General features: G+C 61.7%; 20 protein-coding genes. 13 read left to right on the top strand and 7 right to left on the bottom strand.

Annotation, left to right across the window (positions count from 1 at the left end):
• Positions 1-4 precede the first annotated feature (4 nt).
• Positions 5-382, bottom strand: a complete 378-nt coding sequence (locus AAGS40_RS05000; RefSeq protein WP_345813604.1) for a DUF4212 domain-containing protein — start codon at positions 380-382, stop codon at positions 5-7.
• Positions 383-481: 99 nt separating this feature from the next.
• A complete protein-coding gene (gene acs, locus AAGS40_RS04995) occupies positions 482-2464 on the bottom strand; it encodes an acetate--CoA ligase (RefSeq protein WP_345813602.1) in 1983 nt (660 codons plus the stop codon).
• Between the two features lie 450 nt (positions 2465-2914).
• Between acs and AAGS40_RS04990 the strand changes: the two genes are divergently transcribed.
• From AAGS40_RS04990 to AAGS40_RS04950, 9 genes are all read left to right on the top strand, one after another.
• Positions 2915-3808 (top strand): DMT family transporter, encoded by an 894-nt coding sequence (locus tag AAGS40_RS04990; RefSeq protein WP_345813601.1) that lies wholly within the window; start codon positions 2915-2917, stop codon positions 3806-3808.
• Positions 3809-3990: 182 nt separating this feature from the next.
• A complete protein-coding gene (locus AAGS40_RS04985) occupies positions 3991-4557 on the top strand; it encodes a TIGR00645 family protein (RefSeq protein WP_345813599.1) in 567 nt (188 codons plus the stop codon).
• Between the two features lie 55 nt (positions 4558-4612).
• The gene (locus AAGS40_RS04980) at positions 4613-6136 is read left to right on the top strand and encodes a fumarate hydratase (protein ID WP_345813598.1); all 1524 of its coding nucleotides are present in this window, start codon (positions 4613-4615) and stop codon (positions 6134-6136) included.
• Between the two features lie 197 nt (positions 6137-6333).
• Positions 6334-6813, top strand: coding sequence for a bacterioferritin (gene bfr / locus AAGS40_RS04975; RefSeq protein ID WP_345813597.1), 480 nt, complete (start codon positions 6334-6336; stop codon positions 6811-6813).
• A 151-nt stretch (positions 6814-6964) separates the two neighbouring features.
• Positions 6965-7852, top strand: coding sequence for a glutamate racemase (gene murI / locus AAGS40_RS04970; protein WP_345813595.1), 888 nt, complete (start codon positions 6965-6967; stop codon positions 7850-7852).
• 216 nt (positions 7853-8068) lie between these two features.
• Positions 8069-8305 (top strand): (2Fe-2S)-binding protein, encoded by a 237-nt coding sequence (locus AAGS40_RS04965; RefSeq protein WP_345813594.1) that lies wholly within the window; start codon positions 8069-8071, stop codon positions 8303-8305.
• 298 nt (positions 8306-8603) lie between these two features.
• Positions 8604-9356, top strand: coding sequence for an energy transducer TonB (locus tag AAGS40_RS04960; protein ID WP_345813593.1), 753 nt, complete (start codon positions 8604-8606; stop codon positions 9354-9356).
• A gap of 25 nt (positions 9357-9381) precedes the next feature.
• Positions 9382-10113: a MotA/TolQ/ExbB proton channel family protein gene (locus AAGS40_RS04955; RefSeq protein ID WP_345813592.1), complete on the top strand. Its 732-nt coding sequence runs from the start codon at positions 9382-9384 to the stop codon at positions 10111-10113.
• A 16-nt stretch (positions 10114-10129) separates the two neighbouring features.
• Positions 10130-10549, top strand: a complete 420-nt coding sequence (locus AAGS40_RS04950; protein WP_345813591.1) for a biopolymer transporter ExbD — start codon at positions 10130-10132, stop codon at positions 10547-10549.
• A gap of 396 nt (positions 10550-10945) precedes the next feature.
• Here the strand turns inward: AAGS40_RS04950 and AAGS40_RS04945 are convergent, their stop codons facing one another.
• Positions 10946-11962, bottom strand: coding sequence for a LysR family transcriptional regulator (locus tag AAGS40_RS04945; RefSeq protein ID WP_345813590.1), 1017 nt, complete (start codon positions 11960-11962; stop codon positions 10946-10948).
• 123 nt (positions 11963-12085) lie between these two features.
• Here AAGS40_RS04945 and AAGS40_RS04940 point away from each other — a divergent pair, with 123 nt between their 5' ends.
• The 4 genes from AAGS40_RS04940 (at position 12086) to AAGS40_RS04925 (ending at position 14465) form a co-directional block, all read left to right on the top strand.
• The gene (locus tag AAGS40_RS04940) at positions 12086-12964 is read left to right on the top strand and encodes a pirin family protein (protein WP_345813589.1); all 879 of its coding nucleotides are present in this window, start codon (positions 12086-12088) and stop codon (positions 12962-12964) included.
• 114 nt (positions 12965-13078) lie between these two features.
• Positions 13079-13477: an OsmC family protein gene (locus AAGS40_RS04935; protein WP_345813588.1), complete on the top strand. Its 399-nt coding sequence runs from the start codon at positions 13079-13081 to the stop codon at positions 13475-13477.
• A gap of 95 nt (positions 13478-13572) precedes the next feature.
• Positions 13573-14055 carry an SRPBCC family protein gene (locus AAGS40_RS04930; RefSeq protein WP_345813586.1) on the top strand — a complete coding sequence of 161 codons (483 nt, stop codon included), beginning with the start codon at positions 13573-13575 and terminating at the stop codon, positions 14053-14055.
• A gap of 149 nt (positions 14056-14204) precedes the next feature.
• On the top strand, positions 14205-14465 hold the full coding sequence (locus tag AAGS40_RS04925) for a hemin uptake protein HemP (RefSeq protein WP_345813585.1): 261 nt from the start codon (positions 14205-14207) through the stop codon (positions 14463-14465).
• A gap of 270 nt (positions 14466-14735) precedes the next feature.
• Here the strand turns inward: AAGS40_RS04925 and AAGS40_RS04920 are convergent, their stop codons facing one another.
• The 4 genes from AAGS40_RS04920 to AAGS40_RS04905 all read right to left on the bottom strand — a co-directional run bounded on the left by AAGS40_RS04920 (position 14736) and on the right by AAGS40_RS04905 (position 18086).
• Positions 14736-16142, bottom strand: a complete 1407-nt coding sequence (locus tag AAGS40_RS04920) for a 4Fe-4S binding protein (protein ID WP_345813584.1) — start codon at positions 16140-16142, stop codon at positions 14736-14738.
• Positions 16139-16984: an FTR1 family protein gene (locus tag AAGS40_RS04915; protein WP_345813583.1), complete on the bottom strand. Its 846-nt coding sequence runs from the start codon at positions 16982-16984 to the stop codon at positions 16139-16141. Before AAGS40_RS04915 ends, AAGS40_RS04920 begins: the two co-directional genes overlap by 4 nt.
• A 73-nt stretch (positions 16985-17057) precedes the next feature.
• Positions 17058-17396: a cupredoxin domain-containing protein gene (locus AAGS40_RS04910; RefSeq protein WP_345813582.1), complete on the bottom strand. Its 339-nt coding sequence runs from the start codon at positions 17394-17396 to the stop codon at positions 17058-17060.
• A gap of 141 nt (positions 17397-17537) precedes the next feature.
• Positions 17538-18086, bottom strand: a complete 549-nt coding sequence (locus tag AAGS40_RS04905; RefSeq protein ID WP_345813581.1) for an iron transporter — start codon at positions 18084-18086, stop codon at positions 17538-17540.
• Positions 18087-18266 lie beyond the last annotated feature (180 nt).

The following is an 18266-nucleotide window of genomic DNA, read 5'->3' as shown; positions in this document are numbered from 1 at the left end:
CGGCTCAGTGTCCGCGCGGGGCGCTGATCGTAGCCGCAATCACGTCGGCGTCGGCGTCGGCGTCGAACGCTCGTTGCAGCCGACGATCCGCCCGCTGCATCAGCACGATATAAATCACGATGAGCGCCACGTAAAGCAGAATCGCGCCTTGCGCGCCGAAGTAGAACGGCAGGCGAAACCCGCCGAAGCGCACGTGTGCAAGCGCGGGCGCGGCGAGCGGCACGACGAAGGACACGACGGCGCCAAGGGTCATCAACGCCGCGATCAGCGCGAGGTTGAAGCGCCAGTACCTTTGATGCGCGCGCGCCATCGCCGCCGACACCGCGGGCGGTTCGGGCGTGGGACTGAGCGTAGCGTGAGAGGGGTAGTGCGGCGCGGCCATGCGCCTATGTATCAAAAAGCCACCGGGCAGGCAATCGGGATTGTCCGCGCGGTGGCTCTGACGTGTGGTCGGGCGGGAACCCGCTATGGCTGCTATGGCTTACAGCGATTCGCCCAACTGATCGAGAATGGCCGGATTTTCCAGCGTGGACACGTCCTGCGTGATCTCCTCGCCCTTCGCAAGCGAGCGCAGTAGCCGCCGCATGATCTTGCCGGAGCGCGTTTTCGGCAGATTTTCGCCGAAGCGGATGTCCTTCGGCTTGGCGATCGGACCGATTTCCTTGCCAACCCAGTTGCGCAATTCGTTGGCCAGCTTCACGGCCTCTTCCCCTTCGGGACGCGCACGCTTGAGCACGACGAACGCGCACACCGCTTCGCCCGTTGTTGCATCGGGACGCCCCACGACGGCCGCTTCGGCAACGATCGGGTTCGACACGAGCGCCGACTCGATCTCCATGGTGCCGAGCCGGTGGCCGGACACGTTGAGCACGTCGTCGATACGGCCCATGATCGTGAAGTAGCCGGTGTCCTTGTCCCGCACTGCGCCGTCGCCCGCGAGATACAGCTTGCCGCCGAGTTCATCGGGGAAGTAGCTCTTCCGGTAGCGATCGGGATCGCCCCACACGTTGCGCAACATCGACGGCCACGGCCGCTTCACTACCAGAATGCCGCCCTGCCCGTTCGGCACGTCTTGCCCGGTTTCATCGACCACGGCGGCCATGATGCCTGGGAGCGGCAACGTGCACGAACCCGGCACCAGCGGCGTGGCGCCCGGCAGCGGCGTGATCATGTGGCCGCCGGTTTCGGTCTGCCACCACGTATCGACAATAGGGCAACGGCTGCCGCCGACATTCTCGTAATACCAGACCCACGCCTCGGGATTGATCGGCTCGCCGACCGTGCCGATGATGCGCAGCGTCGACAGATCATAGCTCTTCGGATGCACTTTACTGTCGGCGTCGGCGGCCTTGATCAGCGAGCGGATCGCCGTGGGCGCCGTATAGAACAGCGTGACCTTGTGCTTCGCGATCATGTCCCAGAAACGCCCGGCATTCGGATAGGTGGGCACGCCTTCGAACACGACCTGCGTGCCGCCGAGCGTCAACGGGCCGTAGGTGATGTAGCTGTGGCCGGTAATCCAGCCGATGTCGGCGGTACACCAGAATACATCCGTGGGCTTCCAGTCGAAGGTCCACTTCATGGTCTGCGCAGCCCACAGCAGATAGCCGCCGGTGCTGTGCTGCACGCCCTTCGGCTTGCCCGTGGAACCGGACGTATAAAGAATGAACAATGGATGCTCGGCGTCCACCCATTCCGGTGCGCATTGGTCCGATTCGCTCTGCGTCAACTCGTGCATCCACAGATCGCGGCCTTCGTGCCACGCGACTTTGCCGCCGGTGCGCTGGTAGACGATCACGCTTTTCACCGCGTCGCAGCCGCCCATGGCGAGTGCTTCGTCGGCAATGTTTTTCAGCGGCAGCGCCTTGCCGCCGCGCATCTGCTCGTCGGAGGTCACGAGCGCAACGGCGCCGACGTCCACGAGCCGCTCGTTCAGCGACTTCGACGAAAACCCGCCGAACACGACCGAGTGCGTCGCGCCAATCCGCGCACAAGCCTGCATCGCGACAATGCCTTCGATCGACATCGGCATGTAGATCACCACACGGTCGCCCTTCTTCACGCCGCGCTTTTTCAGCGCGTTCGCAAAGCGCGACACGCGTTGCAACAGGTCGTTGTAGCTGACGTGGGTGACGGTGCCGTCGTCGGCCTCGAAAATGATCGCGACGCGCTCGCCGTTGCCCGCTTCCACATGACGGTCGATGCTGTTGTAGGACGCGTTGAGCTGACCGTCTTCGAACCACGTGTAGAACGGTGCGTTCGATTCGTCGAGCACCTTGGTGAACGGCTTGTTCCAGCTGAGCGTTTCGCGAGCAAGGCGCCCCCAGAAACCTTCGTAATCGCGCTCCGCTTCGGCGACGAGCGCCCGGTACGCGTCCATGCCGGAGATCGCCGCACCAGCCGCCGATTCAGCAGAGGGAGGGAATACACGGCGTTCCTGAAGAACCGATTCAATCGCAGACATCGACAACCCCTTGGTGAAGATGAAACCTAAAACCTGCGCCGGCGCGCAATGGCGCGCCCGGTTGTATAGACGCCGCGATGCCAGGCCGGCAGGTGCGTGTGATTCACCCGCGTCCGGCATTCAACGCATGCGTCGTCTCCTACCCTCGCACCCGACCTTCGATCGTAGCGTGGCGGCCCGCTTTCGTGTTGCGCGCTCATGCGGCATCGCAACATGAACGCGTTCGAGCGACGGGCCGCGCTCATGTTCCAACTCATGTACCAACATAAGCGTTTCAACTTACCGGCCACTTACGCGACGCACCAGGACATCCCAGCAAAAACCCTAACGGCGCTGGGCGCAAATCCAGCGCCTGTGATGCACCGCCCGGACATGGCGCCTCTACATTCCTTTACGCTGTCTCACATGGCCTCTTACAATGCTAACTGAACTAGCCGTCTGGATTCCAGCTTGAATCGCTACTCCCTGCTTCTCATCACCTCGATGCTGCTGGTCGGCAGCAATGTCGGAATCGGTAAATCCATCGTCGAGTACGTTCCCGTTCCTCTGTTCGCGCTCCTGCGTTTCGTCATCGCGATGGCGGTGCTGTGGCCGCTTCTGCGTGTCGCCAAACTGCGGCGCGTGAAGCGCGACGAGTGGATCAACCTGTTCCTGCAGGCGCTGTTCGGCACCTTCGGCTTCACGCTGCTGATGCTCAACGGCGTGCAACGCACCAGCGCGGTTGCAGCGGGCGTCATTACCAGCACGATTCCCGCAGTGGTCGCGCTGTTTGCATGGCTCATGCTGAAGGAGCGTCCGAACGGGCGCGCGCTCGCCTCCATCGCACTTGCAATTGCCGGCGTGGTCGTCATCAATCTGGCTCATGGGGACCCGGATGCAAGCGGGGTGAGCTCTTTCACCGGCAACCTGATGGTGCTCGGCGCCGTGTGCTGCGAATCGCTTTACATCATTCTGTCGCGCCGGCTCACGCAGACCCTCGCGCCCATCGACATCTGCGCTTACACGCATGCTTTCGGCCTGCTGCTGATGCTGCCTTTCGGCGCAAGCGCACTACTCCATTTCAACTTCCACGCCGTGCCCGCGGGTATCTGGACGCTGGTGCTGTGGTATGGACTATCGGCGAGCATCTTCTCGTTCTGGCTCTGGATGAAAGGCATTCGCCATGTGCCGGGCAGTCTCGCCGGCGTGTTCAGTGCGGTGCTGCCGATTGCGGCCGCCATTTATGGCATCGTCTTTCTCGGCGAGCGGCCCACGCTTGCGCACGGGATCGCGCTGGCCTGCGTGATGGCAGGCATCGGACTCGCCAGCCTGAAGGTCCGGCGAACGCCCCCGGTCGCATCATAAGCGCTGCCCGCGGCGCGGCAGCCATTTCTGCCGGCGCTGTACAATAGCGCGCCCGCTGCGAGGATAGCCGGCCTTTCCGGCTGCGCACGGCATCGTCTGAGCCCTTGTCCCGTCACCTGCGTTACATCTGACACTTGCCCATGTCCGCCTTGCGACCCGACTCCGCCCGTGCGCGCCGCCCCATGCGCCCGCTGCCCGTCATCATCTTCATGAGCCGCTGGCTGCAGGTGCCGCTTTATCTCGGCCTGATCGTCGCCCAGGCGGTGTATGTGGTGCTGTTCGTGAAAGAAGTCTGGCATCTGGTCACGGCGTCCATGACGCTCGACGAGACCAACGTCATGCTCGTGGTGCTCGGCCTGATCGACGTGGTGATGATCTCGAACCTGCTGATCATGGTGATCATCGGCGGGTATGAAACGTTCGTCTCGCGGCTCGGCGTCGAAGGCCATCCGGACGAACCGGAATGGCTCGACCACGTGAACGCCGGCGTGCTGAAAGTGAAGCTCTCCATGGCGCTGATCAGCATTTCGTCGATCCATCTGCTGAAAACGTTCATCAGTCCCGACCAGAATACGACACACACGATCATGTGGCAGGTCGTCATTCACGTGGCGTTCCTCGTCTCGGCGCTCGTGATGGCGCTGGTCGACCGCCTCACCACGCATACGCATCCCTCGCATTTTCAGGAACCCGCCGGTCTGCAGCCGCTGGGCTCCAACGGTTCCACTCCCCTGAAGGCGCACGACTGACACGCACTGCCCTGCGTGCCCGATAAAACGCGCCATTGTCCCCACTGAGCTAGCCATGACCGTCATCAAACAGGAAGATCTGATCCAGAGCATTGCTGATGCGCTTCAGTACATCAGCTATTACCATCCGCTCGACTACATTCAGGCCTTGGGCCGCGCGTACGAACTCGAACAGAGCCCGGCCGCAAAAGACGCCATCGCGCAGATCCTGACCAACAGCCGTATGTGCGCCGAAGGCAAGCGTCCGATCTGCCAGGACACCGGCATCGTCACCGTGTTCGTGAAAGTCGGCATGGACGTGCGCTGGGACGGCGCGACGATGGGCGTCACCGACATGATCAACGAAGGCGTGCGGCGCGGCTACCTGAATCCGGACAACGTACTGCGCGCGTCGATCGTGAGCCCGCCCGAGGGCGGCCGCAAGAACACGAAGGACAACACGCCGGCCGTGATTCACTACGAGATCGTGCCGGGCGACAAGGTCGACGTGCAGGTCGCGGCCAAGGGCGGCGGCTCGGAAAACAAGTCGAAGTTCGCGATGCTCAATCCGTCGGATTCGATCGTCGACTGGATTCTGAAGACCGTGCCGACCATGGGCGCCGGCTGGTGCCCGCCGGGCATGCTGGGCATCGGCATTGGCGGCACGGCTGAAAAAGCAATGGTCATGGCGAAAGAATCGCTGATGGACCCGATCGACATTCAGGACGTCATCGCGCGCGGTCCGCAGGACTGGATCGAAGAACTGCGCGTGGAACTGCATGAAAAGGTCAACGCGCTCGGCATCGGCGCACAGGGTCTCGGCGGCCTCGCGACCGTGCTCGATGTGAAAATCATGGCCGCGCCGACGCACGCTGCGTCCAAGCCGATTGCGATCATCCCGAACTGCGCCGCCACGCGTCACGCGCACTTCACGCTGGACGGCTCGGGCGTTGCGAAGCTCGAAGCGCCGTCGCTCGATGCATGGCCGAAAGTGCAGTGGGAACCGGACACGGAAAAGAGCAAGCGCGTGGATCTGAACACGCTGACGCCGGAAGAAGTGGCATCGTGGACGCCGGGCCAGACGCTGTTGCTGTCGGGCAAGATGCTGACGGGTCGCGACGCGGCACACAAGCGCATTGCGGACATGCTCGCAAAGGGCGAGAAGTTGCCCGTTGATTTCACGAACCGCGTGATCTATTACGTGGGCCCGGTCGATCCGGTCCGCGATGAAGCAGTCGGCCCCGCCGGTCCCACCACGGCTACGCGCATGGACAAATTCACCGAAACCATGCTGTCGCAAACCGGCCTCATTTCGATGATCGGCAAAGCGGAGCGCGGCCCCGTCGCCATCGAGGCGATCAGAAAACACAAGGCGGCGTATCTGATGGCCGTGGGCGGCGCGGCGTATCTCGTGTCGAAAGCAATTCGCAGCGCGAAGGTTCTGGCGTTCGAAGACCTCGGCATGGAAGCCATTTACGAGTTCGACGTGCAGGATATGCCGGTCACGGTTGCTGTCGATTCGAGCGGCACGTCGGTGCATCAGACCGGCCCGAAGGAATGGCAAGCGAAGATCGGCAAGATTCCCGTTGCTACGGTATGACCGTTCGTCTGAGCGGTCGCTGAGCAAAGGCGGCAAGCCGGTGTCTCACGACGCCGGCTTTTTTTTCGCCTGAATGAGAACGCTACGCATCACGCGGCCAACCTCTCGTGTCAAGCCGGAAACTGCACTTTTGCCTTGGCTTTTTGGGCTTCGGCGTTTATCGTTCTGGGAAATTCAAATCCCTTCAAGGACATACCATGCAAGGCGACGCAAAGGTCATCGAATATCTCAACGCGCAGTTGAAAAACGAGCTGACCGCGATCAATCAATACTTCCTTCATGCGCGGATGTATCGCCACTGGGGGCTGGAAAAACTGGGCAAGCACGAGTACGACGAGTCGATCGGCGAAATGAAGCATGCCGACTGGCTGATCGAACGCATTTTCATGCTCGACGGTTTGCCGAATCTGCAGGACCTTCACAAATTACTGATTGGTGAAGAGACTCAGGAGATTCTCGAATGCGATCTGAAGCTCGAACAGATTTCGCAAAGCACCTGCAAGGAAGCCATTGCTTATTGCGAATCGGTGCGTGACTTTATCTCGCGTGAAATCTTCACGAAGATTCTCGACGACACCGAAGAACACATCGACTGGCTCGAGACGCAAATCGATCTGATCGGCAAGATCGGGATTCAGAACTACCAGCAAACGGCCATGGGCCCGATGGAGTCGTAATCGACGTTCGCTGAAATCGCCCGCATTGCGTGTTGCGAGTCTGCTCAAATGGGATAGCGCACGCTGGACGAGCGATATACTTGCGCACTTCCCTGCTTTCCGGCTTCGCTGGCCCTTAATGATCGCCGCGCCGTGCGCGTCCTCCACGCCTATGCCCGCAAAACCGCTCTCGTCAAGTAACCGCCTTCCCGCTGCCGCCGTTCACGCCAACGCGCCCGTCGGTATTTTCGATTCCGGACTGGGCGGCTTATCCGTTCTGCGCGCCGTTCGCGCCCAGTTGCCCGACGAGGCGATCCTGTACGCGGCGGATTCGCTCTACGCTCCTTACGGCGAACGCGACGACGACTTCATCGCCGACCGTACGCTTGCCATCGGCGAATGGCTCGTGCAGCAAGGCGCGAAGGCGCTGGTCGTCGCATGCAATACGGCGACCGCGCAATCCATCGCTCTGGTGCGCGAGCGGTTGCCCATTCCGCTCGTGGGTGTCGAACCGGGCATCAAACCAGCGGCGCTGCAATCCAAAACGCGCGTAGCCGGCGTGCTGGCCACTCAGGTGACGCTGCGCAGTGCGCGCTTCCAGGGCCTGCTCGAGCGCTACGCGGCCGATTGCCGCTTCTTGTGCCAGCCCGGCCACGGCCTCGTTCAGGCCGTGGAGCGCTGCGACACCGGTTCGGCCGAAGTTCGCGCGCTACTGCATGGCTATCTCCAGCCCATGCTCGACGCCGGCGCGGACACGCTGGTGCTCGGCTGCACGCACTATCCGTTTCTGGATGAGACCATTCGCGACATCGTCGGCGATCGGCTCATGCTGATCGACACGAGCCTGGCCATTGCGCGGCAACTGGAACGCGTACTCGACCAGCATGGCATGCGCGTTCCGGCTGAAAGCGGCGCCTCGGTTGCGCCCCGTTTTTTCTCCACCGGCGACGGCAGCCATCAACAGAAGCTGGCAGCTTCGCTGCTGCATATCGACGCGACCGTCGAACAGGTCACCATCCCTTCCCGCCGTACGTCGACCCCCGATTCGCGCGCCGCATAAATTCGCCCGTCCGTCGCATTTGACATTGCTGGCGTCCACTGGACGCCGCTTTCCTGCGTGTTCACACGGAGCGACGACCCCGCTTTGCCGGCGCATCCGCTCTGGAAACCCCTTCTAAGAGTCTGGTTTTGTTACAAAAAACCACTCAGCGCGCTTGCCAAATTCCTCAAACATAATGATAATAATTCGCATTAACGTTAGCTATGACGCGCTGCCATGATTGTCTGTATCTGCAAGTCTGTTTCTGACCGAAAGATCCGTGCCTCCATCGCGGAAGGCGTCGATTCGTTCGACGAGCTTCAGTTCGAGCTCGGTGTCGCATTGTGTTGTGGCAAGTGCGCGGAATCAGTGCGTGACGTGATGATGCAAAGCGGCGTGTGCGCGAGCCGCTGTGGTGTCGAGCATCATGCGCAGCCCGTGCCGCTGACGTTTTACGAGCGCAAGGCCGCGTGAGACCGCTTGAGCGCGGCTGACCGCTGTTACGCGCGGTTGCAGCCTTGAGTATTGCAGGGCCAGTCTGTGTCAGTGCCTGCCGAGGCGCACTCTCTGGCCCCTTGTGTTCAAAGTCCTATCCCACTGCCGTCAGCAAGCCAGTCTCCGTACCAGCCAGCTAACCCACTCGACCAGACAGGAGTTTGAGATGGAATTGCTGATTGGTTTCGTGACTACCTTGTGCATTTCGTTGCTGATCTTCCGAACATGACGAAGACTTGTCCGACGCGCTGCTTCGGCCGCGCCGCGCCACGCTGACATGCAGGCCTCGCCTACCGTTTTGCCCGGCAAAACCGGCACGACTGGCAACACGCCGGCCTCGCACCGCATGAATCCCCGCGCCCTCACCACCACCGGCGTGGTTGCCGCGATTCACGTCGCGCTGCTCGCCGTGGTGATGACCCTGCGTCACGAACCCGCGCAGCCGGCGCTCGAATCGCATGTGATGACCGCGCAACTGCTGCCGCCGGCGCCCGTCGCTGCGCCGGTCGCCATGCAGTCGATCGCGCCGCCCCCGCCCAAGCCGACGCCGCCGGTCCATACCAGGCCCAAAATCCAGCCGAAGCCGGCGCCGACGCCCAGGCCGACAGCCCCTCCGCTGCCGCAAGCGGCGGCTCCGTCGCCGACGCCGGCTGCCGCGCCCGATCCGACGCCGCCCGCGCCGCCGGCACCCGCCGCGCCGTCCGTTCAGGCAGCGCCCGCGACGGGCCGTCAAACGATGGAAATCACAGCGCCGAAGAACGTTTCGCACCTCGATTGCAACATCATCACGCCCGCGTATCCGGCGCTCTCCAGGCGCCGCGGCGAAACCGGCACGACGTATGTGAAGTTCGTGGTGAGTCTGACCGGCAAGCTCGAAAACATCGAGTTGAAAAAGAGCAGTGGCTTCGACCGACTCGATGACGCCGCGCTTTCCGCCGCGCACGCGAGCAGCTGCAAGCCATACCTCGAAAACGGCCAGCCGGTGCGAGCCGCGTACAACCTGCCATTCGTTTTCAGTCTGGACGACTAAGCTAGATTTCAAACAGGGAATTGCAATGCAAAACTACGGATTGGCGCACGTGTGGGCGCAAGGGGATTTCGTCACGCGCGGTATCGCGCTCGCGTTGTTGATCATGTCGGTCATGTCGTGGAGCGTGATCGTCATCAAGGGCTGGAACGTGATGCGCCTGAAGCGTCTCACGAAGAATGCCGAACAGGCATTCTGGCATTCGGACGACCTCGCCGACGGCGTGAACAAACTCGGCGCCGGCTCGTCCACGCCGCAGGACAACCCCTTCCTCGCGCTCGCGCTGTCGGGCCAGGAAGCCGCCGATCACCATCATCAGACGCAACCGCATCTGCATGACCGTATGGACGTGTCCGACTGGGTCACGCGTTGCCTGAAAGACACCATGGACGAAAGCGTCGCCCGTATGCAGAGCGGCCTTGCGATTCTCGCGTCGATCGGCAGCACGGCGCCGTTCGTCGGTCTGTTCGGCACGGTATGGGGCATTTATCATGCACTGCTCGCAATCGGCGCGAGCGGCCAGTCGTCGATCGATCAGGTCGCCGGCCCCGTTGGTGAAGCGCTGATCATGACGGCGTTCGGCCTGTTCGTCGCCATTCCCGCCGTGCTCGGCTATAACGCGTTGACACGCGCCAACAAAGCGGTCGTCGCCAAGCTGAGCCGCTTTGCACACGGGCTGCATGCGTTCTTCGTGACGGGCGCGCGTCTGTCGTCGTCGAGGCGCGGTGACGGGCTGCGTCTCGCCACGCGCGCAAACTGATCGACGAGGCATTCCCATGGCAATGAGCCCCTTTTCCAGCGACGATGACGACGGCCTGATGAACGAAATCAACATGACGCCGCTCGTCGACGTGATGTTGGTTCTCCTGATCGTTTTCATGGTGACGATTCCGGTCATTCGTCACGCGGTCAAGATCGATCTGCCGCATGCAAGCAGCCAGAAGGAAGATACGAAGCCCGCGCAGGTCACGGTTGCCGTCGATGCGGACGGCAACGTGTTGTGGGACGACAGGAAAGTCGACGACACCGCACTGCGCGCGAAAATCGCAGAGGCCGCGCAAGCGAATCCGCAGCCGGAATTGCATCTCGACGCGGACCGCAAGGTGCCGTACGAGAAAGTGGCCGAGGTCATGTCGGCGGCGCAGGCCGGTGGTCTGACGAAGATCGGCTTCGTCACTCAGCCCAAGGGTAAATGAAGCCACGAGTCAGACTGCAGGTCACGCCGCACATCGCGCACTCTGAGTCCGGGAAACGCCCCTGAAACAGGGGCCAAAAGTAAAAGGCCTTCATCGTCCGATGAAGGCCTTTTTTTGTGCGCGCTCGGCGCCTTCGGGCGGCAGGATCACTTACCATCGTTTGAAGACTGGTAGTTGGAATCACCGCATGCGACAGCCGTGATCGACACGGACAGCGCGGTCAGCCCTATCAGGCTCGCTATGATAGCGGCCATGAGTTTCCGCATAAGAGACTCCTTAGCGAAGGGATTTCAATATAGGCGCGCTCGCGCTCGCAATCAAGAAAGTGCCCATTGAAAGTACTCATGACAGGCCGCGCTTAAATGCTAAAAGCGATGCTGCGGTGCGCGACGCGCGCTAGGACACGGCTGCCATGGCATGAGCGGATTGAGCAGATTGCGCGGCGTGAGCGGCCGCCGCTTTCTTTTCCTCCCTCACCGGACATTCGCCCATGATGTACTTGCCTTCGTCCGGGTCCAGCATTTCGACCAGATAATCGACGAACGCGCGCACGGCCGGAATCATCCCTTGCCGTGACACGAACACGGCGTAAAGCTGCGGGACCGGAAACGTCCAGCCCGGCATGACGGGCGACAATTGACCGGCGCGCAGCGACGCGCCGTACATCATCTCGGGCAACGCAGCGATGCCCACGCCGGCCAGCACCGCTTCACGGATCGTCATCAGATCCGCCGTGACGAGTCGCGGCTCGTGCTCGTGCGCGTGACGCGTGCCGTCCGGCGCAATCAGGTTGTACACATGGCGGCCGTCGCCGGTCGGCACGTCCAGGGTTTCGAAACGGCTGAGGTCGGTGGGCTGCAGCGGCGGTGCGTTCTGTTGCAGCAGGCTCGGCGCGCCGACCAGCATCTGCTGGGTGCGCCAGAGCGGCCGTACGACGATATTCGCGTTTTCCGGCGGGTCGGAACGCACACGCAAAGCGACGTCGATCGAATCCTCGAACAGGTCGACGACGCGATTTGTCACACGCATGACGACGCGCACTTCCGGATAGCGGTGCATGAACTCCGGCAGAATTTGCGACAGAATGGTCTGCGACACGGTCACCGGCACGCTGACGCGCACCGTGCCGCGCGGCGACGAGCGCAACTGCTGCACCACGTTCACCGCGGCCTGCGCTTCGCTTAGCATCGCCTGACAATGCTGGTAGAAAAGCTGGCCGGCCTCGGTCAACGCCAGTTTGCGCGTGGAGCGCTGCAGCAAGCGCACACCCAGCGACGCTTCCAGTTCGGTGAGCCGGCGCGAGAGTCGGGATTTCGAAATGCCCAGCACGCGCTCCGCGGCGGAAAATCCACCATGTTCGACGACCTGGGAGAAGTACATCAGGTCATTCAGATTGTGTGAATCGATCTTCATCTCATCGTTCCAGTGATAGAACAATCCATTGCGTGAGGGCGGCTGGCACCGCGAAAAACGGTCCCTATAATAGCTCCATGTTTCAAAAATAACGCTATTCCCCTTTTTTCGAGGTGACATTCGATGAGCACGGCACGCACGATCGAACGCACGTTTCCCGCCGTTCGCACGACCGAAGGCGGCGGCTTCGTGGTCCATCGCCCTTTCCCAACCCGTCTGCTGATGGACTTCGACCCGTTCCTGCTGCTCGACGAAATGGGCCCGATCGACTACGCGCCGGGCGAAGCCAAGGGCGCACCCGATCATCCGCATCGTGGTTTCGAAACGGTCACCTACGTGCTCGAGGGGCAGTTCGGCCATCAGGATTCGGCCGGTCATTCCGGCACCCTGCATGCGGGCGATGTGCAGTGGATGACCGCCGGCGCGGGCGTCGTGCATAGCGAAATGCCGGACCCGGCGTTCGTGCGCACGGGTGGGCGCGTGCACGGCCTGCAACTGTGGGTGAACCTGCCGCGTCGCGACAAGATGATCGAACCGCGCTACCAGGAAATTCCGTCGGCAAGCATACCGGTGGCGACATCGGCGGATGGCAAAGTGCGCGTGAAAGTCATAGCCGGCGAAGCACTCGGCGTGAAAGCGGCGATCGATACGCGCACGCCGATCCTGTACCAGCATTTCTCGCTGCAACCCGGTGCGACGATCGAGCAGCCGGTGCCCGCCCACTATCGCGTGTTTGCGTATGGTCTGTCCGGAAAAGGCTTTTACGGCGAGGGCAATGCACGTCAGGAAATCGACGCGCAAAAGATGGTGGTGTTTCAGAACGACGGCGATTCGGTCACGCTCACCGCGGGCGCGGAACCACTTGAAGTGTTGCTGCTGGGCGGCGTGCCGTTGAAGGAACCGGTGGTGCGCTACGGTCCGTTCGTCATGAACACGGAAGATGAAATCCGCCAGGCCGTGATCGACTATCAGGCGGGACGGATGGGCGCGATCGCGCACTGACGGTAAATTCGTTCACAATAGCCATTCCTGCCGCGCGCAGTGTCGCCGACCTGTGTGAGCGGATTTGACCGGCCACGGCGCGTGGCGGGTCTTCATCCCAGTTCAGGAGCACGCATGGCAGAACCCAACGTCACCGCCCATATCGGTTCGACGAATTTCCAGGTCCTTTTCGACGACGCCCGTCATACGTGGCTCGCCGACGAGCCCGAGGCGCTCGGCGGCGGCGACCGCGGGCCCACACCCATTTCGTTGTTGTTATCAAGCCTTGGCGCGTGCACATCCATCACGCTGAAGATGTACGCTCAACGCAAGGGTTGGCCGCTTGCCGACGTCCGCGTGTCGCTCAGTTTCGAATCCGGCGAGGCGGGCTCGACCATCGACCGGAAGATCGTGCTGGAAGGCGATCTTTCCGACGAACAGCGGGAACGGCTTTTGCAAATTGCCAATGCGTGTCCCGTCCACAAGATTCTCACGCATCAGGTGACGATACGCTCGGGACTTGCGGTAGCCTGACGCCTGACCGACCGGAGCGGTCTACGCGGCGCCATCGGCGTCAAGACTGCGCCGTCGTGTTGCAACGCTTTCATATTTCATAGGAAGCCGTCGTTTTGAATTTCGAACATCTCATCCAGATCAACGATCCGTTGAATCCTTTTGTCGACTCGATGACCCGCGAGCAACTGTGGGAAGGTCTCGTGCTGCGCGCCGAGCAGCCGCAGCTCTTCGTCATGGGGCTCGACAGCTGCACGATTGTTTCGCGCGAAGGCAACGTTCTCGAGCGCGAATTGCATTACGGCCACGCGACCGTGCGCGACCGCGTCACGTTGCAGGATAGCCAAAGCGTGCGTTACGACATCCTGCCGACGGCCGATCATGTCGGTGGCTCGCTCACCATGACCATCGAGCAGCCAGACGAACTGCAATTGTTCCTGCGTTTCGAATATGCGACCACCCTGCCCGTGTCCGATGACCAGGACGCCGTGCAGACGCAGGAGATCGTCAAATCGGCGTATCGCGAGAACGACATCGATACGGTGCGGCTGATACGCCAGTTCGTTCAGACGAAACAGGAACCAGGTTCATTGCACTGACGTCACCGCGGCGGGCGTTCACATCGCGCCGCCGCTTGCCTACCTTTCTCGACTATCAGAACCTCGCACCAATCGATTTCTCTTATTTGTAAATGGGAATAGTTATCATTTAGAATGAATTCATCGAATCGACGAACAGCACAAAACCAATGACCGATCTCACGCGCCCTTCTACGCTCAGCTTGCGCCGTCCAGCGGCGGCGTTGACTAGCCGTTCGAAGGCATCGACGCAAACTACGGCCGCCACGAGAGCGGCGACGGGCCTTGAAAAAAACTCGGGCGAAACGTCGGAGCGAACCGTACGCAGCGACGCATTGCTGCAAGGACATAGCCACATCAGCATCACGCACAACGGCGAGACCTATCAGTTGCGCGCCACGCGTCTTGGCAAGCTGATCCTGACGAAATAGTCGGGCAGCAGGAACAGCAGTACCGGGTATTGTGGGGACCACCTCCTCGAGAGGTGTTGGGCATTAGCCAGCCACGACGGCTTGCACGTGAGAACTAGACCCCTTCGTGCAAACGACAAGCCAGCCGTCGCAGCAAGCCACGCCGCTTTTTTGGTTCTCACCCGATGCGATTGCACGACACGCCGTGCACCATCATGCAGACAGACAAAAGCCGTGGGATGGTCGCATCTCCACGGCTTTTTTGCTTCCTGCGGCGATTCACTGACGCGATTACTTCGACGACCAGCCCCAGAACATCAACCACCACGCGCTATCCACGACGGCGAGTGCCGCGGCAAACCAGAGCATCGCAAGGGCGCGCTGAACGAAGCGCTCGCTATAGCGCCGCGTGACGAGCCACGCGAGCCACGCGCTCCACAGATTGGCGACCGCGAGAATCGCGATACGCATGTCCGACGCCCACCACAACGACACGTGCTCAGCGCGCAGCAGCGACAAGGTGGTCGCCGACAAACCGAGAAACACGCCGGCGCCGGCAATTGGTATGAGCCCCTGCGTTAGATGATGCAGCCGCACCGCATTCAGACGCCCCAGCATGCGGGTTGCGCCCATCAGCAGCAGCAGTAATGCCGTGCCGTACACGAGCGCCGTGGCGAGGATATAGCCGATCACCATACCGCCGTCGAGCCACGAGAACACGTCGTTCTGCTCGGGGTAGTGCGTGAACAGGAACCACGGCGCGTTGGTGTCGAGCGGCCATGTGATGTCGTGATCGACGAGCCAGGTCGCAAAGAACATCTTCAGATCGATGAACCAGCGCGACGCCGTCCAGTGGAACGCGCCGATCGCGATCCCGAGCAGGCCGTACAGGATCAGCGCCGTGTCCCACGGATTGGCCTGCTTGTCGCCCAGCTGCACGACTTCCGATGACGGTGCGCGCCATGTCAGCGCGATCGCGTCGCGGTGCCCGCTGCAACGGCCGCACATATGACAGTCGGACGCGCCCTTCATATTGCGCAAAGGCACGAGCGGCGCGCAGTTGATCGGAATCACGCGATGCCCGTGTTCACCGTTCTTGTACGAGCGGCGCCACGCGTCTTCGTCGACCTTGTAGTGAAACGGCGCGAGGCGCGCCAGAAGCGAAAAAACCCCGTTGACGGGGCACAGATACTTGCACCAGACACGCTTCTCGCGTCCGTACAACAGGCCGATGATCATCGCCGCGAAGGTCGAGCCGCCCAGCACCAGCAGCACCGCCTTCGGATACTGGTAGACGCTCACCATCTGCCCGTAAATCGTCGTGATGCCAAACGCGACGAACGGCCAGCCGCCCCAGCGCATCCAGTGTGGAATCGCGCGGCCGCGACCGTGCTTGCTGGCGAATTCGGCGAGCGCACCCTCCGGGCACAGCACGCCGCACCACACGCGGCCAAGCATCACCATCGACAGCAGGACGAACGGCCACCAGATGCCCCAGAACACAAACTGCGCGGCGAGCGTAAGGTTGTTCCACAGATGCGCTGTGTCATCGGGCAGCGGCAGGATCGCCGGCACGATGATGAGAAACGCGTACACGGCCACCACGACCCACTGGATGCCGCGAATCACAGCGCCGTGACGCTGCATCCACTGTCCAGCCGCCGCGAGGCGGCCCGGACGGGACATGACCGTGCTCATGCCGTGCGCCCTGCCGCTTGCCGCGCCGGCTTGCGGCTCGCGCGGCGCACCAGCAGATAGACCACCGCCCAGTAAGCGGCATACGCCAGCAGATTCATCAGCGCCGGGTGAGCACGATAGCCGGTGAGCGTGGCGACGAGGGAACCGAAAGTGCTGGAGTCATCGAGAATCGCCGACGAATTCCACATCTGGTCGACGAGCGTCGGCAGGATTTCCTTGTCGATCAGCTTGTCGACGCCGGTCTGGAACAGCCCTGCGCCAAGGAACAACAGCATGATTTCCGTGACGCGGAAAAATAGTCGCCAGGAAAAGAACTTGCCGCCCAGTTGCAGCACGTAGAACGTGAGAAACGCGAGACCCAGGCCGATCAGAACGGCGAGCATCTGGCTGCCGTCCACGTGACCGGACTGGCCGAAACCGAGGCCGTACAGGAAAATCACCGTCTCGCTGCCTTCGCGTGCAATCGCCAGCGCAACCAGCAACGCGACGCCCCACCAGTTCGAGTCGCGCTGACTCTTTTGCAGCGACTGTTCCATGTCGCGCTTGAGCGTGCGGCCGTGCTGCTTCATCCACAGCACCATCTGCACGATCAGCACGCACGCGATCAGCACCATCGCCGTCTGAAAATAATCCTGCGCGTCGCCGGACAGCACTTCGGTAAAGCCCACCAGCGCAGCGCCTAGCGCCACCGCCGCGATCACGCCCGCCGCCACGCCGCCCCACAGATAGGGCAAACCGCGACGCGCATCGTCGTCGCCATTTTTCAGCCATGCGTACAGGATGCCGACGACCAGCAGCGCCTCGACACTTTCCCGCCACACAATAAACAGAACCTGACCCATCGAACTCTCCCTTCCTTGCTGCGACTGCCATTGCGCGCATCGCCGCAATACGTTGCCGACGCGTGCCAAACCGCTATCTGGCGACGATCACACCCTGCGCCTGCTGATGAAAATCGTCGAAAAACCGGTATTCGCCAGGCTCGAGCGGAGCGATGACGACGAACGAGTCCGCGCCCGGCGCCAGCACCTTTTCCTTGCGCAACTGCACGCTTTCAAACTCGGCCGCGCCCTTGCCGGTGTTGCGCACTTCGATCTTGATCCGCTGCCCCGCCGGCACCTCGATGCGCGCAGGATTCAGCTTGCCGTCGTTCATCTCCAGCTTGAACGTAGGGAGATCCGCTGCGTGAGCCGCGCCCGCTAGCGTCAGCGACAGCGCGGCGATGAACATCGCGATCTTTCGGTTGATTCCCATTAGCCTTTCCGGAAAACGCAGCGCGACGGGATTGATGCCCAACGCGCCGCCTGCTGCAATTCAATCGCGTGGTGTTCCACGCCTGCTTCGGGCCTGCGCCGGCGACGCGGCCACGCCGCGTGAGCCGGCAGGATGACCCGATCAATAGCCGCCCTTCTTGCCGATGCCTGCAAACGTGAAGTCGTATTCGATCGTGAACGGCTTGAACCACGGACCCACGCCGGTTTCCTTGTCGACGTGACGCCCGAACGCCATATGACCCGTCTGCATCGGCGGTTCGACGATCAGCTTCAGGTGGTACTTGCCCGGACCTTGCAGCTTGACGTTGTCGCCGTAGTGCGGCCCGTCGTTGGCGACCATGGGCATCAGATCGCCCTTCTGCGCCTGGCTCGAGCCGGCCTTTGTCAGCTCGTAGTGCACTTGCAGATAGGGCATCCAGTCGCCCTCCGCGAAACCGGTGGGATTATTCTTGACCGCATGAATATCCGCCTCGAGGTGGACGTCCGAGTCCGATGCCTTGCGCATCATGCCTTCAGGTTCCATCGTGATCGGCTGCAGATAAACGGCGCCGACTTCCATGCCGTCCTGAACGTGCTGCTTGCCGATCGGGTACTCCGCCGCTGTTGCGGAAAAGGTTGCCACCGCGGCTACGGCGACCACGCCACCACGTACGAATGAAGAAAACCGCATTGACACTCCTGTTCTTTTAGCTGGAATCGACTCGTCTTAAATGGCGCATTCCGCAGGCTCGCCCCGCTTACGGCGAATGGGTAACTGCTCGACCGCAAGCAACCGGAGCGAATGAACGTTAATGCGAACCATTCTCAATATTATACGAGTCTATCATTCTTCTCCGGTCTGGACAAACCA

The organism is Paraburkholderia sp. PREW-6R, from assembly GCF_039621805.1.
Lineage (GTDB): Bacteria > Pseudomonadota > Gammaproteobacteria > Burkholderiales > Burkholderiaceae > Paraburkholderia.
This window is presented reverse-complemented; position numbering and strand designations above follow the sequence as displayed.